The organism is Streptomyces sclerotialus, from assembly GCF_040907265.1.
Classification (GTDB): domain Bacteria; phylum Actinomycetota; class Actinomycetes; order Streptomycetales; family Streptomycetaceae; genus Streptomyces; species Streptomyces sclerotialus.
In genome coordinates this window covers 5350008-5366122 of sequence record NZ_JBFOHP010000002.1, presented here as the reverse complement: position 1 = coordinate 5366122, position 16115 = coordinate 5350008, and the positions used below count along the sequence as shown (strand labels likewise).

The window sequence follows — 16115 nt, the reverse complement described above, 5'->3', positions numbered from 1 at the left end:
CGTTTCGATCTCTGTGCGTCAGTCCAAGGGGACGCCGCCACGCAGCGGGTCGCGCAGGTCGGTGCCCCGCTGGAGCCAGCGCTCCTCCAGGGCGGCGGCACCATGGACCCGCTTCCAGGCCGCCTCGTTGGGCGTCATGGGGAGCAGCGGCAGGAAACGCACCGGCTCCAGGGGGGCATCCAGCTCCAGGTCCTCGACGATCCCGCCGCCCTCGCTGACCAGTACCGAGGTGAAGGGGGCGCCGGGCCACAGCGGCTCGCCCACGTCCAGGGAGGCGCCGGGGGCCACGACGACGCCCTCGACCTGCGGGGATGCGGCCAGCACGGCGAGGGGCCTGAGTGCCTTGTCGGTGTCGGCGCGGCCGTTCCGCACGGTCAGGACCAGTTCGGCGCGGGGGCCGCGGAGCGGGTCGGCGAGGACCTCCGAGGGGTCGGTCATGGGACTGGCCGACATGCCGAGCGTGACGTATCGCACCAGCTCGGCGTCGGCGTAGCGCAGTACTTCGATGCGGTCCGTACCGAGGAACGTCACCGCCGCGCGCGCGTCCGGCTCCCCCAGGGCCATCAGCAGCCGGGCCTCGACCAGCTCAAGAACGTCAGACATGCGGCGAGCATACGGGCGGCCTGCGCGCGGCCGGCGTCCGCGGGGAAGCGGCCGGCGTTCGTATGGAACAGGCAAAGCGGCAGCCGAGCGGGCAGGTAACGGTTCAGTCGGCTGATAGCCTTGCCATCTGGTCAGCGAAAGACGTCGTCCCCCAGCAGGGACCGGCCGGAGGAGGTGGGACTGGCATGGATCCTAGTCGACCGTGCAGTACCGGCAGTTCTCCCGTCCTCCCGCTGATGATGCGACTCTCCTGATTCCGAGAGCTTCCGTACCCGGCCGCGTACCGCCGAAACGCGTGAAGACCCTTCGCACCCGCAGCTTCTGACGGAAGAACGCCTGCACCTCGCTTTTCCCTGTTCTTTCCGCACTGCGAACTGCCGTCAGCACCCACGCACGGAACGCCGCCCGCTTTGCGGACGTACGGCCGAGGATGCCGCGTACGTCCACGTTCCGGGTTGCGTTACGCCCCGCGCCCGCGGCTGACGGCCGGCCCGTGAAGGAGCCTGCCATGTCGATGATCCGCGACCTGCGCGCCGCCGTCCGCCCCTCCCGGCGTCGCGGCGACTCCCCGTACGAGTACGAGACCACCCGCGCCGCCACGGCCAACAGCGCCATCGTCGACTGCGGCGTCTACCGTGACGGACGCCGCGTCACCCAGCACATCACCCCGGCCGAGGCCATCGCCGAGGTGCAGGAGAACGGCGGTTTCACCTGGATCGGCCTGCACGAGCCGAACGAGCGCGAGTTCGCCGGCATCGCCAAGGAGTTCGGGCTGCACCCGCTGGCCGTCGAGGACGCCGTCCACGCGCACCAGCGGCCCAAGCTGGAGCGGTACGACGACACGCTCTTCACCGTCTTCAAGACGATCCACTACGTCGAGCACGCCGAGCTGACCGCGACCAGCGAGGTCGTGGAGACCGGCGAGGTGATGTGCTTCACCGGCCGGGACTTCATCGTCACCGTCCGGCACGGCGGCCAGGGCTCGCTGCGCGCGCTGCGGCACCGTCTCCAGGACGACCCCGAGCTGCTCGGCAAGGGCCCTTCGGCCGTGCTGCACGCCATCGCCGACCAGGTCGTCGACGGCTACATCGCGGTCGCCGACGCCGTGCAGGACGACATCGACGAGGTCGAGATCGACGTCTTCAGCTCCGGCACGAACGGCAAGGCCCAGGGCAAGGCGGGCGCCACCGCCAAGGGCGGTGACGCGGGCCGGATCTACCAGCTCAAGCGTGAGGTGCTGGAGTTCAAGCGGGCGGTCTCGCCGCTGCTGCGGCCGATGCAGCAGCTCAGCGAGCGGCCGATGCGGCTGGTCGACTCCGACATCCAGAAGTACTTCCGGGACGTCGCCGACCACCTCGCACGCGTCAACGAGCAGGTGATCGGCTTCGACGACCTGCTGAACTCCATCCTCCAGGCCAACCTGGCGCAGGCGACGGTGGCCCAGAACGAGGACATGCGCAAGATCACCTCGTGGGCCGCGATCTTCGCGGTGCCGACGATGATCGCGGGGATCTACGGCATGAACTTCAAGTACATGCCCGAGCTGCAGTGGAAGTTCGGCTACCCGGCGGTCCTGATCGTCACGGTCGCCATCTGCTTCGGCATCCACCGCGGCTTCAAGCGCAACGGCTGGCTGTAGCGGCCACGGGGCGCGGCACGGCCGCCCGGCCGGGGACATGACACAGGCTCTAGGCTTACGGGCATGACGGAGACCGTGCCCCAGCCGCTGCTCGACCAGGCACTCATCGAGGAGGCCACCAAGAAGTCCGGCCTCATCTGGGTCCAGGGGACTCAGGGCCCGGCCCGCGCGCTCTGGCACGTCTGGCACGACGGCGCCGCGTGTCTGGTGGGCGACGGCCCCCTGGAGCAGCCGCTGGCGGACCTCGGCCTCGCCGACGGCGCCACCGCCACGGTCACCGTGCGCAGCAAGGACAAGGGCGGCCGGCTGGTCGCCTGGACGGCCCGGGTCAGCGAGGCCGCGCCGCACAGCGAGGCCTGGGAGGCCGCCGTCGGCGAGCTGAAGGGCAAGCGGCTCAACGCACCGGACGCGGACACCATGCCGGAGCGGTGGGCCCGCGAGTGCCGGGTGCTGCGGCTGGCCCCGCTCACCGAGGGCGGGGCGCCCGCCGCCCGTACGGACTTCGGGGACGAGGCGGGCGCCGCCCGGCCGCTGGCGACCTCCGCCACGACCCGCGAGCCGGTTCCCGCCGCCCTGCCGAAGCTGCTCCGCCGCAAGAAGCGGCGCGGCTGACCGCCGCGGCAGGCCGCGCCGGAGCCGGACGCCGGCGCGCTCAGCCCCCGCTGCCGAGGCTCTCCCCGTAGTCCACGACCTGGTCGTCGGCCGGGCGTTCCAGCGCGATGTGCTTGCCCCAGTCGGCGAACCGGACCACGCCCGCGTCGCCGGCCCGCTGGAGACGCAGCGGGAAGGGCTCGCCCTCCAGGGAGACGTCCAGCGTGCCCCCGTTGCCCTGCGCCGCCGAGACGCGGATCGTACGGGTGCCGTCCAGGTCGCCGTGTGCGCCGCGGGAGAGGCTGCCGTGCAGCGAGAGCAGCGTGTCGAGCAGCGGGTCCTTCTCGGTGAAGCCGCTGAACTGGCGGTAGGTGCGGTCCTCGGAGGGCACCTTCACGTACTTGCCGTCCAGCTTGGCGGCGGCCGCGCTGTCGTTCTTGCTCGGCGCGGCGTCCTTCTGGTGCGCCCAGAAGTCGGCGTCGGCCTTCACCCACAGCGACCGGTCGATGCGCAGCAGCGAGAACCGCGTGTCCTTGGTGCTGACCGTGCCCTTTCCGCCGTTGTGGGCGAGCTGCATGTCGAGTTCGTAGGTGCTGCGGCCGCTGACGAGCTTGCCGGTGACGTGCACGCTCTTCGCGCCCTCCGCGGCGGCCAGCGTCTTCTTCCGGATCTTGGCGGCGGACAGCTTGCCGACGCCGTTGGTGCCCGCGTCCGGGTCCTCCTCGCCGCCGCAGGCCGTCAGCGCCAGCGCCAGGCCCGCGCACACCGTGACGGCGGCCGTCGCCCGTGCCGCGCGGCGGCGGGTGGTGCGGGGCCGGCGGCTGGTTCCTGGCGAAGTAGCGGTCACGGCTGCCTGCCTCCTGGTGCACTGGGTCGGTCGCGGGATGCCTCGACGGCGTACGGCAGCGTACCGGTGCCCCGCACGCCGTTCGGAGGAGAGGGAGGCGGACACCGGCCGGACAGCCGTACGGTGGTGCCTGCCGGGGCACCCGCCTGTGGGGCGCGCTAGCCTGAAGCCGACCGAAGCGCGATTTCACCTGATTTATCGGGAGTCGGCTGCCCCGGTCCGCCGGGAGCCGGAGGAGTAGGAGCGGAGGCGCACGGCATGGCGGTGGTCACCCCCCGGGTGTTCGTCTCGCACCTCTCCGGCATCGCCGTGTTCGACCCCAACGGCGACCAGGTCGGCCGGGTCCGGGACCTCGTGGCCATGCTGCGGGTGGGCGGCCGGCCGCCGCGGCTGCTGGGGCTGGTCGTCGAGGTGATCAGCCGGCGCCGGATCTTCCTGCCGATGACGCGGGTGACGGGCGTGGAGTCCGGCCAGGTGATCACGACCGGCGTGGTGAACATGCGGCGCTTCGAGCAGCGCGCCTCGGAGACCCTCGTCCTCGGCGAGCTGCTCGACCGCCGGGTGCGGATCGTGGAGACCGGCGAGGAGGCCACCGTCCTGGACATCGGGATCACCCAGCTGCCGGCCCGCCGGGACTGGGAGATCGAGAAGGTCTTCGTACGGAAGGGGAAGGGGGGCACCCTCCGTCGCCGGGGAGAAACGTTGACCCTGGAGTGGTCGCAGGTGACCGGCTTCTCGCTGGAGGAGCACGGACAGGGCGCCGAGAGCCTGCTCGCCACGTTCGAGCAGCTGCACCCCGCCGACCTCGCCAGCGTCCTGCACCATCTCAACCCCAAGCGCCGCGTCGAGGTGGCCGCCGCGCTGGACGACGACCGGCTCGCCGACGTCCTGGAGGAGCTGCCGGAGGACGACCAGGTCGAGATCCTCGGCAAACTGAAGGACGAGCGGGCCGCCGACGTCCTGGAGGCGATGGACCCCGACGACGCCGCCGACCTGCTCTCCGAGCTCCCCGAGGACGAGAAGGAGCGGCTGCTGACGCTGATGAAGCCGGGGGACGCGGCCGACGTGCGGCGCCTGATGTCGTACGAGGAACGGACGGCGGGCGGCCTGATGACCACCGAACCGATCGTGCTGGGCGCGGACGCCACGGTCGCCGACGCGCTCGCCCGGGTACGCGACCCCGACCTCTCCCCCGCACTCGCCGCCCAGGTGTACGTCTGCCGGCCGCCGGACCAGACGCCGACCGGCAAGTACCTCGGCGTGGTCCACTTCCAGCGGCTGCTGCGCGACCCGCCCTTCGCCCTCGTCGGCGCGATCGTGGAGAGCGACCTGCCGCCGCTGCCGCCGGACACCCCGCTGCCCGCCGTGACCAGCTATCTGGCCACCTACAACATGGTCGCGGCGCCCGTCGTGGACGAGAGCGGGTCGCTGCTGGGCGCGGTGACCGTCGACGACGTACTGGACCACCTGCTGCCCGAGGACTGGCGCGAGACGGACCTGCACGGCGCGCCCGGGGTGGACGCCACCGATCACATGGGCGAGCACGGGAACAGCCCGGACGGCCACCGGGACGGCCCGGGGAACGGGCACCCCGGCGGCACCACGGGCAGTGGCGCCGCCGGCACCGCGGGCGGGGGCGCACATGGGCGCTGAGGAGCGGGAGAGCACCAAGGAGCGGGCGCGGGCGGCCGCGGCCGCCGGCGAGCGGCAGCGGGTCCGGCTGGACGTGCCGCGCGCGCCGCGCCGCAGCCTGCTGCCGGAGTACGACCCGGAGGCGTTCGGGCGGCTGTCGGAGAAGATCGCCCGCTTCCTCGGCACCGGCCGGTTCATCGTCTGGATGACCGTACTGATCATCGTGTGGGTCGGCTGGAACGTCACGGCACCCGAGCCGCTGCGCTTCGACGAGTACCCCTTCATCTTCCTGACCCTGGCGCTGTCCCTGCAGGCGTCGTACGCCGCGCCGCTGATCCTGCTCGCCCAGAACCGGCAGGACGACCGGGACCGGGTCACCCACGAGCAGGACCGCAAGCAGAACGAGCGCTCGATCGCCGACACCGAGTACCTGACCCGCGAGGTCGCGGCGCTCCGCCTGGGGCTCGGCGAGGTCGCCACCCGCGACTGGATCCGCTCCGAACTGCAGGACATGCTCAAGGAACTGGAGGAACGGCGGGACGCCGGTCCGGACGACGGGGAGTACGAGGAACGGCCGTCCCGCCGCCGCCACCGGGAGTGACGCACACGTCGTCCGACGGGCCTTTGGGACGCGCTTTGCGCGGCCGTACTATGCAGTACATGGCTACCGACACGCCCACGACCGCCGCTCCGAGCGAGGACGCGATCCGCGATGCGCTCGCGACGGTGAACGACCCCGAGATCCACCGCCCCATCACCGAGCTGGGGATGGTCAAATCGGTGGACATCGCGGCCGACGGCGCCGTGTCGGTCGTGGTCTACCTCACCGTCTCCGGCTGCCCGATGCGCGAGACGATCACCAGCAACGTCCGGGAAGCGGTCGCGAAGGTGGCGGGCGTCACCAGCGTCGCCGTCGAGCTGGACGTGATGAGCGACGAGCAGCGCAAGGAGCTGGCGGCCGCGCTGCGCGGCGGCACCGCCGAGCGCGAGGTGCCGTTCGCCCAGCCGGGCTCGCTCACCCGGGTGTACGCGGTCGCCTCCGGCAAGGGCGGTGTCGGCAAGTCCTCGGTGACGGTGAACCTCGCGGCGGCGATGGCGGCCGACGGGCTGAAGGTCGGCGTCGTGGACGCGGACATCTACGGCCACAGCGTGCCCCGCATGCTGGGCGCCGAGGGCCGCCCCACCCAGGTCGAGAACATGATCATGCCGCCGTCGGCGAACGGCGTGAAGGTCATCTCGATCGGCATGTTCACCCCCGGGAACGCGCCGGTCGTCTGGCGCGGCCCGATGCTGCACCGCGCGCTCCAGCAGTTCCTCGCTGACGTGTACTGGGGCGACCTGGACGTCCTGCTGCTGGACCTGCCGCCCGGCACGGGTGACATCGCGATCTCCGTCGCCCAGCTGGTGCCGAACGCCGAGATCCTGGTGGTCACCACCCCGCAGCAGGCCGCGGCCGAGGTCGCCGAGCGGGCCGGCTCCATCGCCGTGCAGACCCACCAGAAGATCGTCGGCGTGGTCGAGAACATGGCCGGTCTGGAGCTGCCCGACGGCCAGATCGTCGACGTCTTCGGCACGGGCGGCGGCCAGCAGGTCGCCGAGGGCCTGACGAAGACGACCGGTACGCAGGTGCCGGTGCTCGGCTCGATTCCGATCGACGTCCGGCTGCGGGAGGGCGGCGACGCGGGCAAGCCCGTCGTGCTCACCGACCCGGACTCCGGCGCGGGCGCGGCGATCCGCGCGGTCGCCGGGAAGCTGGGCGGCCGTCAGCGCGGCCTGTCGGGCATGTCCCTGGGGATCACCCCGCGCAACAAGTTCTGACGCAGGCTCCGAGCGCTCACCGGGCGGTGCCCGGGCGTCACGAGGGGCGGACCCGCGGGTCCGCCCCTTCGTCGTGTCGGTGCCCTGTCCCGCCCGCCGTCGTCCCACGCCGGGGCGGGCCGTCAGCCCTCGTACGCGCTGTGAGCCTCGCGGGGCGGGTCAGCCCTCGTACGCGCTGAGGTCCTTGACGACGGCGAAGCCGAGGCCGTAGGCGCTCATGCCGCGCCCGTACGCGCCGATGTGCACGCCGTCCGAGCCGTCGCCCGCCGACCCGGCGAGCACCCAGCCGTACTCCGATTCGCGGTAGTGGAACGGCGTCGGTACGCCGTCCACCGGAAGGGTGAGCTCGCTCCAGACCTCACCCGTCAGGTCGTCCGCCAGCTCCCACGCGAGCATCGTCTGCTGCTCCAGCCAGTCCTGCCGCAGCGCCCGCTCCATCTGCACCGGCCAGGTGCAGTTCAGCAGCCCGGAACCGGCCAGCCAGGCCGCCGAGGAGACCGAGGTGGCCTCCAGGACGCCCGTGCCGTCGGCGCTGCGCCGTACGGGGCGGCAGGGGACGGTGACCACGACCGTGAAGCGCTCGGCATCCGGCACGGTCTCCACCCGAATGGTGGGCTCCTCGCCGTGCGCGAGCGAACCGTGCTCGACCGTGCCCTCGGGGGTGACGCCGGCGTGCATCAGCCGGCGCGGGCCCGTGAAGGCCTCGTCCAGGCCGTACCACGGGAAATCGGCCCTCAGGTAGCCGTCGACCTTCTCCCCGGTGTCAGCGGACACCGCGTGTGCGCCGGCCGGACTCTTCGTCTCCATCTGCGCGGAGCCTCCTCGTTGCCCTGCGTCGTGGGCGGCCCGCCCCCCTCAGGCGTCCTCACCCCGGACACGGGGAGCATAGCCATACGCGTCAACACAGCCGGGCATACCGGCTTATCAGGTGGCGTCGTCGTCGAAGGGCGGACGGTCCCCGGAGGCGGGCGTCTCGCGCTTGGTCAGCCGGTCCGGCGTGCCGCTTCCGGCCGCGGGGGTCTCCTTGGTGAGGCTGTGGCGGACACCGCTGTCCCCGTCGCTCCCGTTGCCCCGGACGGCTTCCGTGACCTCGGCCATCTCCTGCTTCACATCGAAGCCGTCACGGATCTCCTGGAGGCCGTACTCCTCCTTCTCCAGGACGTGCTTCCGTACGAAGTTCTTGGGGTTCAGGTCCTCGAACTCGAAGTCCTTGAACTCGGGGCCCAGCTCGGAGCGGATGTCCTCCTTGGCACTGTCGGAGAACTGCCGCACCTTGCGGATGAATCCCGTCACATCCTGGATGACCTTGGGCAGCTTGTCCGGCCCGAAGATCAGGACGGCGAGGATCACGAGCGCGACCAGCTCTAGGGGTCCTATGTCGAAGAACACCTTGCAGCTCCTTGATCCGTCCGTGACCTGTCCTGCGGCCTTTCGGCCAGGCCGACTATCACGGTACCTGGCCCCGGCCGTCCAACGGGAGTCACCCGCCCCAACACCGTGCAAACGATCGTCACACCGGGGGCACATCCGTGACGGCGCGCACCTCGTCCACGGTCCGCTCCGGCTCGGTGCCGGGGCGGCTCCCGGCCGGCGCCGGGGCGGGTTCCGGTCAGCTCTGGTCCGTGGACGAGCCGAGGGTGATCTCGACCGTGCGCGCGCTGCCGTCCCGCTCGACGGTGAGCTTCAGCCGGTCCCCCGGGCGGTGGCTGCGGATCTTGACGATCAGCTCCTCACCGCTGTGCACCGGGCCGCCGTCCACCTCGGTGATCAGGTCGCCCGCCGTGATCCCGGCCCGCGCGCCGGGCCCGCCCGGCGTGACCGCCGCGCCGCCGCCCCGGCTCTTGGCGCTGACCCGTGCGCCGTCACCGCTGTACGTCATGTCCAGGGTCACGCCGATCACCGGATGCGTCGCCCGGCCGGTGTTGATCAGCTCCTCGGCCACCCGCTTGCCCTGGTTGATCGGTATCGCGAAGCCCAGCCCTATGCTGCCGCCCTGCTCGCCGCCGAGGCTGTCGCCGCTGCCGGCCGCGCGGATGGCGCTGTTGATGCCGATCACGTGCGCCTGGCCGTCCACCAGCGGGCCGCCGGAGTTGCCCGGGTTGATCGGCGCGTCGGTCTGCAGCGCGTCCACGTAGCTGACGTCGCTGCCGTCGCCGCTCCCGCCGCCCGCGGTGATCGGGCGCTGCTTGGCGCTGATGATCCCGGCGGTCACGGTGTTCGCCAGGTCGAAGGGCGCGCCTATCGCCACGACGGGGTCGCCGACCCGCACGTCGTCGGAGTTGCCGAGGGTGAGCGGCTTCAGGTCGCCGCCGCCGTCGACCTTGACCACGGCGAGGTCGTAGCCGCTGTCCCGGCCCACGACCCGGCCGGTGGCGGTGTCGCCGTCGCTGAAGGTCACCGAGATCTCGCCGTCGCCGCCACCGGCCTCGACGACATGGTTGTTCGTCAGCAGATGGCCCTGGCGGTCCAGTACGAAGCCGGTGCCGGTGCCCTCCTCGCCGCCGCCGCTCACGTGCAGGGTGACGACGCCGGGCAGCGCGGTGCGGGCGATGCCGGCCACGCTGTCGGGAGCGCGGCCGGTCCGCTCCCCGGAGACCTGCGGCAGCCGCACGTCACCGACGCCGCCGCTGCGCTCGACGTACGCGCCGACGCCGCCGCCCACGACGCCCGCGGCCAGCGCGAGCGCGGCCGCGCCGGCCACGGTCCGGCCGCGTCCGCGCCTGCCGCCGCGCTCCTCCGGCACCGGGGCCCCCGCGCCGGGCGCCGCCGCCCAGGGGTCGTACCGGTCCCACGGCCCGCCACCCGCACCGGGGTGCTCGGCGGAGGGCTGGTGCGGGAGCCCGCTCGGGGGCTGGAACCGCTGTCCGGCGGCCTGCGGCTGGTGTGCCGCTGCCGCGACCGGCGCGGCGGGCACACCCGAGGCGGGCGCCTGGGGGTACGGCTGCGGAGTGCTCCGTGCCGACTGGTGCGGGATGCCCTGCGTGCCCTGCGCCGGCTGGTGTGGAGTGCCCTGCGTCGGCTGCTGCGACGCGGTCCGCGGGGCGTCCCGGGACGGCTGGTGCGGGACCGTGACGCCGTGCGGCGGGGTCGGTACCGGCCGCTGCACGGGCGGCGCCGGAGCCCACGGGCCGGGTCCGCCGTACGGAGGCGTCCCGTACGGGTCCTCCGGATGCAGCGGCCGCGCGGCCTGCTCCGGCTCCGGGGCCGCCGCCGGGATGTCCGGCGCGATCGCTTCGTCGGCCGCCTCCGCGGCCCGCGGCTGCGCCGGGGCCGGCCCCGGCGTCGGCGTCGGCGTCGGCGTCGGCGTCGGCGTCGGCGTCTCCTCCGGAACGGGCTGCGGGGCCGGCCCGGATTCCGTCCCCGGAGCCGTTCCCGGCCGCCCCTCCGTGCCCTGGCCGGAACGGTCCTCGTGGTGGGGCCCGGAGGCCGTGCCCTCGTTCATGTTCTCCCCACAGTTCGCCCACGTGCGGGGCCGCGCGCCCCCTGGGCGCGCTCATGGCGCGATGCGCGGCCCTCCGGCGATTCAACCAGGTTCAGGTCCGCCGCGTGCAGGGCCCGGTGGCTGCCGGGCCCTGGGACGGCGGAGACCGCCGCGCGAACTGACGGCGGATCAGGGAGCCGCCGGGGCGCTACGCGTCAGCAGGGGCCGTTTGGGCTCCAGCGGCGGCAGCGGCGGGGCCGGATAGGCGGTGGCGCCCGGCGAGGACGGGGAGGCCAGCGCCGAGGGCAGCGGGCCGCGGCCGCCGGACGCGCCCGCGGTGCCCGAGCCGCTGCCGGTACCGGCCGCCGCTTCGGTGAACCCGTGGGAGGCCCCCGCCGGCGTACCCGGCGCAGCACCCGTGCCGGCGGCCGTACCGGATCCGGACGAGCCGGGACGGCCGGGGGCTATGTGCGGGGTCAGGTGCCCGGTGCCGTCGCTGAGCAGAGGGGTGGCGTACCGCACCGGGAGGGACGCTGCCGCGGGGTAGAACTCGGCGGACCGGGCGGCCGGTGTCGCCCGGCCCTGCAGGACGCCGAGCAGCGCGTCCCGGTCGCGCGAACCGCGCGCCGCGACCGGCCGCTGCTCGCGCCCGGCGGCACCGCTCGCCTCGGCGGCCGGGGAGGCCGACAGCGGGCTGTTCGCGCCCTCGCCGCGCCCCGCTGCCGGGTCGACCGCGGCCTCCAGCGGCAGCGCGCCGCTGAGCGCGAACGCCGCGAGGGAGACCGCGCCCGCCGCGGCGAACGCGAAGCGCCGCCGGGGCGATCCCCCGGCGTGGCCCGCGCCCGCGGAACCGGCTGCCGCGGCGGCAGGCCGCTCCGCGGCGCGCTCGTGTATCCGGAAGCCCCGCCCGTCCGGCCGCGGGAGCAGCCCGGGGGCCGCGTGCGCGTCCGCGGAGGGGGCGTACGCGAACGACATGCCGCCGCGGCCGAAGCCGCCACCGTCCAGGCCGCCACGGCCGAAGGACCCGCGCCCGAGACCGCCCTCACCGAGCCGGCCGGCGGGCGCGCCGGGATCCCCCCCGGGCAGCCCCTGCAGACGGGCGAGCAGCCCGTCGGAGGGCCCGGGCGGGGCCATTTCCGCGAAGACGTTCTTCAGCTCCCGCTGGGCGTCGGCCTCGGCCTTGCACTTGCCGCAGGTCGCGAGGTGCGCGAGCACCCGCTCACGCTGATCGTGCCCCAGCTCCCCGTCGACCAGAGCCGCAAGGCGGTCGCCGAGATGCTGCTCAGCGGGGGACTGACCGCCGCTACCGCTCACGCGATTCCGACCTCCCCTGTCGCCAGGGGCGCGAAGGCGCGCTGCTGCCGCTCGCGCTCCCGCTCCTCGGCGCGCGCCGCCGGTGAACGGTGCTTGAGCGCCTTGCGCAGGTGGGAACGGCCCCGGTGGATGCGGCTGCGGACCGTACCGAGCTTCACCCCGAGGGTCGCGGCGATCTCCTCGTACGACAGGCCCTCGATGTCGCACAGGACGACGGCGGCGCGGAACTCGGGCGCGAGGGTGTCCAGCGCCTGCTGCACGTCGGCGTCGAAGTGGGTGTCGTTGAAGTGCTGCTGCGGCGACGGCTCGCGGCTGGGCAGCCGCTCGGCGGCGTCGTCACCCAGCGCGTCGAAGCGGATCCGCTGCCGGCGGCGGACCATGTCCAGGAAGAGGTTGGTGGTGATGCGGTGCAGCCAGCCCTCGAACGTGCCGGGGGTGTACGTCGAGAGCGAACGGAAGACGCGGACGAAGACCTCCTGGGTGAGGTCCTCGGCATCGTGCTGGTTTCCCGTCAGGCGGTAGGCGAGACGGTAGACACGAGCGCTGTGGGTGCTGACGATCTCCTCCCAGCTGGGCGGAGTCCACGCCTGCGATTCCGCATCGGCGGCGAAGGTCGCGGTGGGTGCGGAGTCGTTCGAGCGGGCACGGTCAGCATTGTTGGTCACGGATTTCGGCTCGCCGGCCGACCTTCGAAAACGCCGCAGCGTTCTTCGGTCACCCGCCGCAGCCGCACCTCCCCTGGTGGCTCTGGTGGTGTCCAGTAGAGCCCCTACCATATCCACCTCACCCGTTAGCTCCGGATAAGCAGTTTTGACCTGCATTTGGTCCGGGTTGTGGTTCTCTTCCGTCTTCACCTGCGCATCCCCCCTGTTTCTTCCTAACGCCCGGTCCCATCTGCGGGTTCCCGCACTCAGCGGATACAGTCACGGTTGCGTCAACTACGGGGACAGGAGAGGGCCATTACCGGCAACCGGCAGACGAGCTTGGCATTCGCCGAGGCCTACGGCGCCGGGACCATCGACGACACGGCCGACGCCGCCCTGCACTGGTCCCGTGACCGGGCCCGGGAAGCCGGCATCCGCACGGTCTCGACCGGCACCGGATCGGCCTTGAGCCTGCTCGCCGCCACCGCGGACGCCAAGGCCGTCGCGGAGATCGGCACCGGTACCGGCGTCTCCGGCATCTACCTCCTGCACGGCATGCGCCCCGACGGCGTCCTGACCACCGTGGACCTGGAACCGGAACGGCAGCAGTTCGCCCGGCAGGCGTTCCGCGCCGCGGGCTTCGCCGGCAACCGCGCCCGCTTCATCCCCGGCGGCGCCCTGGACGTCCTCCCCCGCCTCGCCGACGGCGGCTACGACCTGGTCTTCTGCGACGGCGACCGCATGGAGTACGCCGACTATCTCGCTGAATCGTTGCGCCTGCTGCGGCCCGGCGGCGTGGTCTGCTTCGAGGGCATCTTCGCCGACGGCCGGACCGTCGACTCCGGCGTGCAGCCTGCGGAGATACAGCGGCTGCGGGAGCTGCTGCGGTCCATCCGCGAGAGCGTGCAGCTGGTGCCGTCGCTGCTGCCGGTGGGCGACGGCCTGCTGTGCGCGGTCAAACGCGGCTGACGCCGCCCGGGGAACGTGTGTGCGGGGCCCCCTGCTCCGCGGGTGAGTAGGGGTGCGTAGGGTGCGACCTGACGAAAGCGCGTACGCCGGGGCTGATGCCCCGTACGCCTGCGCGTGTACATACGGACGCGTATTTCCGGGCCGCCGGTCTACGTCCGGGATACGACACGGCCCCGGGAACGGGCGCGTATCGTGTGCGCGCCGTCCGCCGGGGCCGGCAATTCGGTGAGGCTGCGCCTGCGTCAGACGCTGACCTTGTCCAGGGCCTCGCCGAGAGCCTTGGCTTCGTCGGGAGTCAGCTCGACGACGAGCCGACCGCCGCCTTCGAGCGGAACGCGCATGACGATGCCCCGCCCCTCCTTGGTCACCTCGAGCGGGCCGTCGCCCGTCCGCGGCTTCATGGCCGCCATGCTCGTTCCCCTTCCTGAAACCAGCTCATCGTCAGCCGACGGCCCTCTGGAGAGGGGCACGCGTCACCGGCATCGAACACATTGCTTCCATGTCATTATCCCGCATCGCAGGACCCGATGACCAACATCAGCGGGCATCCCTTCGGCAACGCACATTCGCAAAACCACCCAATTCGGGGAGTCACCTGCGATACTGCGCCACCCGCCGTCGTCCGGCACACCACCATTCTTTGATGTACGTCACACGACAGCGCGGATGATCTCCGGCATCCTGATCGCCGGCTGCACTTCTCCCGCAGCCCGAGCCGCGACGGAGGGGATCCCACCATGGCCGACACCGTGCTCTACGACGTCACCGACGGCGTTGCCACGATCACGCTCAACCGCCCCGATGCCATGAACGCGCTCGACACGGAGACCAAGGTCGCCCTCCGTGACGCCACGCGCGAGGCCGCCGCCGACCCCGCCGTACGGGCCGTGCTGCTGACCGCCACGGGGCGCGCCTTCTGCGTCGGGCAGGACCTCAAGGAGCACATCGGCTCGCTGGAGAAGGACCGGGCGAGCGGCGAGGGCGCCACGATGAGCACCGTGCGCGAGCACTACAACCCGATCGTCGAGGCGCTCACCGGCATGCCGAAGCCGGTGGTCGCGGCGGTGAACGGAGTCGCGGCCGGGGCCGGCGCCGGCTTCGCGATGGCGGCCGACTACCGCCTCGTCGCCGACTCCGCCTCCTTCAACACCTCCTTCGCCGGCGTGGCGCTGACCGCCGACTCCGGCATGTCCTGGACGCTGCCGCGGCTGATCGGCCACGGCCGCGCCGCCGACCTGCTGCTCTTCCCCCGCAACGTCAGCGCCCAGGAGGCGTACGAACTGGGCATCGCGAACAAGGTGGTGCCCGCCGCCGAGCTGGCCTCGGAGGCCCGCGCGCTGGCGCTGCGGCTGGCGCAGGGGCCGACCGCCGCGTACGCCGCGATCAAGGAGTCGCTGGCGTACGGCACCGACCACTCGCTGCCCGAGACGCTGGCCAAGGAGGACGAGCTCCAGACGCGGGCCGGGGCCTCGGAGGACCACGTGATCGCGGTGCAGGCGTTCGTGAAGAAGGAGAAGCCGCACTTCGTCGGGCGGTGAGCGGCGGTGCGGGGCCCGGCCGGCCCCGCACGGGTCTCACGCCGCCGCTGCCGCCTCCGTGGCCGCGCGGACGTGGCAGTCGGCGAGATGGTCGTTGACCAGCCCGCAGGCCTGCATCATGGCGTACGCGGTCGTCGGGCCGACGAAGCGGAAGCCGCGCTTCTTGAGGTCCTTGGCGAGCGCGGTCGACTCCGGGGTGACCGGCGGGACGTCGGCGGTGCTGCGGGGCACCGGGCGGTCCGCACGGTCCGGGGCGTACGACCAGATCAGGGCGTCCAGCTCACCGGGAGCCAGCTGGGCGGCGAGCCGGGCGTTGGCCAGCATCGCGGAGATCTTGAGGCGGTTGCGGATGATGCGCGGGTCGGCGAGGAGCCGGGCGGCGTCGTCCTCGGTGAACCGCGCGACCTCGGCGATCCTGAAGTCCGCGAAGGCGGCGCGGAACCCCTCGCGGCGGCGCAGGATCGTGATCCAGGACAGGCCCGACTGGAACGCCTCCAGGGACATCCGCTCGAACAGCGCGTCGTCCCCGTGCACCGGGCGGCCCCACTCGGTGTCGTGGTACGCGCGGTAGTCGGCCATCGTTTCCGCGGTCATGCCCCAGGGGCAGCGCGGCACGCCGTCCGGCGCGGTCTCGACGCCGCTCACGCGGGCTCACCGCCCTCGGGGGTCTCGCCGGGGCCCGCGGGCTTCCGCAGGTCGGTGCCCTGGTCCGGCGCGGCGTCCGGCGTCCCCGGGCGCTCGTCCGCCACCAGCCCCGGGCTTCCGCCCATCGCGGCGGCGTTCGCCCCCGCCAGGGCGGCCTCCAGCTCGGCGATCCGGGCGTCCCGCTCGGCCAGCTCGGCGCCGAGGCGGTCCAGCACGTCGTCCACGTCGTTCATGCGGTAACCGCGCAGCGCGGGCGGCAGCCGTACCTCCTCCACGTCGGCACGGGTGCAGGGGCGGTCGGCGGGCAGGGGGTCGTGCAGCCGCTCGGGCTCGGCCTCCCGCAGCGCGCCGCCGTCACCGCCACCGACCACGGCGAGCGTGACCACGGCGACCACCGCGACCAACGCGATGAGCAAGAACCAGAACACGACCATCTCCCCACGCTCTCCGTCGT

General features: G+C 73.0%; 17 protein-coding genes. 7 read left to right on the top strand and 10 right to left on the bottom strand.

The window, feature by feature from the left end; all coding sequences use genetic code 11:
• Positions 1-18: 18 nt before the first annotated feature.
• Positions 19-603 carry a suppressor of fused domain protein gene (locus AAC944_RS23870; RefSeq protein WP_030619532.1) on the bottom strand — a complete coding sequence of 195 codons (585 nt, stop codon included), beginning with the start codon at positions 601-603 and terminating at the stop codon, positions 19-21.
• A gap of 508 nt (positions 604-1111) precedes the next feature.
• Here AAC944_RS23870 and AAC944_RS23865 point away from each other — a divergent pair.
• The gene (locus tag AAC944_RS23865) at positions 1112-2242 is read left to right on the top strand and encodes a magnesium and cobalt transport protein CorA (RefSeq protein WP_030619544.1); all 1131 of its coding nucleotides are present in this window, start codon (positions 1112-1114) and stop codon (positions 2240-2242) included.
• Positions 2243-2305: 63 nt separating this feature from the next.
• Positions 2306-2854: a hypothetical protein gene (locus AAC944_RS23860; protein ID WP_030619545.1), complete on the top strand. Its 549-nt coding sequence runs from the start codon at positions 2306-2308 to the stop codon at positions 2852-2854.
• Between the two features lie 40 nt (positions 2855-2894).
• On the opposite strand, the gene AAC944_RS23855 is transcribed toward AAC944_RS23860, so the two are convergent.
• On the bottom strand, positions 2895-3680 hold the full coding sequence (locus tag AAC944_RS23855) for a hypothetical protein (RefSeq protein WP_030619546.1): 786 nt from the start codon (positions 3678-3680) through the stop codon (positions 2895-2897).
• A 258-nt stretch (positions 3681-3938) separates the two neighbouring features.
• On the opposite strand from AAC944_RS23855, the gene AAC944_RS23850 reads away from it, so the two are divergent.
• The 3 genes from AAC944_RS23850 to AAC944_RS23840 are packed head-to-tail and all read left to right on the top strand — an operon-like array spanning position 3939 to position 7130.
• On the top strand, positions 3939-5333 hold the full coding sequence (locus AAC944_RS23850) for a magnesium transporter MgtE N-terminal domain-containing protein (protein ID WP_078888767.1): 1395 nt from the start codon (positions 3939-3941) through the stop codon (positions 5331-5333).
• Positions 5323-5913 (top strand): DUF1003 domain-containing protein, encoded by a 591-nt coding sequence (locus AAC944_RS23845; RefSeq protein WP_030619549.1) that lies wholly within the window; start codon positions 5323-5325, stop codon positions 5911-5913. The genes AAC944_RS23850 and AAC944_RS23845 overlap by 11 nt, the downstream gene beginning before the upstream one ends.
• Positions 5914-5972: 59 nt before the next feature.
• Positions 5973-7130, top strand: coding sequence for an Mrp/NBP35 family ATP-binding protein (locus AAC944_RS23840; RefSeq protein WP_030619551.1), 1158 nt, complete (start codon positions 5973-5975; stop codon positions 7128-7130).
• A gap of 159 nt (positions 7131-7289) precedes the next feature.
• Here AAC944_RS23840 and AAC944_RS23835 read toward each other — a convergent pair whose 3' ends face one another.
• From AAC944_RS23835 to sigE, 5 genes are all read right to left on the bottom strand, one after another.
• A complete protein-coding gene (locus tag AAC944_RS23835) occupies positions 7290-7937 on the bottom strand; it encodes a hypothetical protein (RefSeq protein ID WP_030619553.1) in 648 nt (215 codons plus the stop codon).
• A gap of 117 nt (positions 7938-8054) precedes the next feature.
• Positions 8055-8519 (bottom strand): sec-independent translocase, encoded by a 465-nt coding sequence (locus AAC944_RS23830; RefSeq protein WP_030619557.1) that lies wholly within the window; start codon positions 8517-8519, stop codon positions 8055-8057.
• A gap of 220 nt (positions 8520-8739) precedes the next feature.
• Entirely contained in the window at positions 8740-10572 is a 1833-nt protein-coding gene (locus tag AAC944_RS23825; RefSeq protein ID WP_030619559.1) for a S1C family serine protease, read from the bottom strand.
• A gap of 168 nt (positions 10573-10740) precedes the next feature.
• Positions 10741-11865: a zf-HC2 domain-containing protein gene (locus AAC944_RS23820; RefSeq protein WP_030619561.1), complete on the bottom strand. Its 1125-nt coding sequence runs from the start codon at positions 11863-11865 to the stop codon at positions 10741-10743.
• Positions 11862-12641, bottom strand: coding sequence for an RNA polymerase sigma factor SigE (gene sigE / locus AAC944_RS23815; RefSeq protein ID WP_368396429.1), 780 nt, complete (start codon positions 12639-12641; stop codon positions 11862-11864). Before sigE ends, AAC944_RS23820 begins: the two co-directional genes overlap by 4 nt.
• A 153-nt stretch (positions 12642-12794) precedes the next feature.
• On the opposite strand from sigE, the gene AAC944_RS23810 reads away from it, so the two are divergent.
• Positions 12795-13478, top strand: coding sequence for an O-methyltransferase (locus tag AAC944_RS23810; RefSeq protein ID WP_030619577.1), 684 nt, complete (start codon positions 12795-12797; stop codon positions 13476-13478).
• Positions 13479-13720: 242 nt separating this feature from the next.
• On the opposite strand, the gene AAC944_RS23805 is transcribed toward AAC944_RS23810, so the two are convergent.
• A complete protein-coding gene (locus AAC944_RS23805; RefSeq protein WP_103832883.1) occupies positions 13721-13888 on the bottom strand; it encodes a DUF3117 domain-containing protein in 168 nt (55 codons plus the stop codon).
• Positions 13889-14215: 327 nt separating this feature from the next.
• Between AAC944_RS23805 and chcB the strand changes: the two genes are divergently transcribed.
• Positions 14216-15016, top strand: a complete 801-nt coding sequence (chcB, locus tag AAC944_RS23800) for a 2-cyclohexenylcarbonyl CoA isomerase (RefSeq protein ID WP_030619580.1) — start codon at positions 14216-14218, stop codon at positions 15014-15016.
• A 36-nt stretch (positions 15017-15052) separates the two neighbouring features.
• On the opposite strand, the gene AAC944_RS23795 is transcribed toward chcB, so the two are convergent.
• A complete protein-coding gene (locus AAC944_RS23795; RefSeq protein ID WP_196943159.1) occupies positions 15053-15610 on the bottom strand; it encodes a DNA-3-methyladenine glycosylase I in 558 nt (185 codons plus the stop codon).
• A 47-nt stretch (positions 15611-15657) separates the two neighbouring features.
• Positions 15658-16089 (bottom strand): DivIVA domain-containing protein, encoded by a 432-nt coding sequence (locus AAC944_RS23790; RefSeq protein ID WP_030619586.1) that lies wholly within the window; start codon positions 16087-16089, stop codon positions 15658-15660.
• Between the last annotated feature and the right edge of the window lie 26 nt (positions 16090-16115).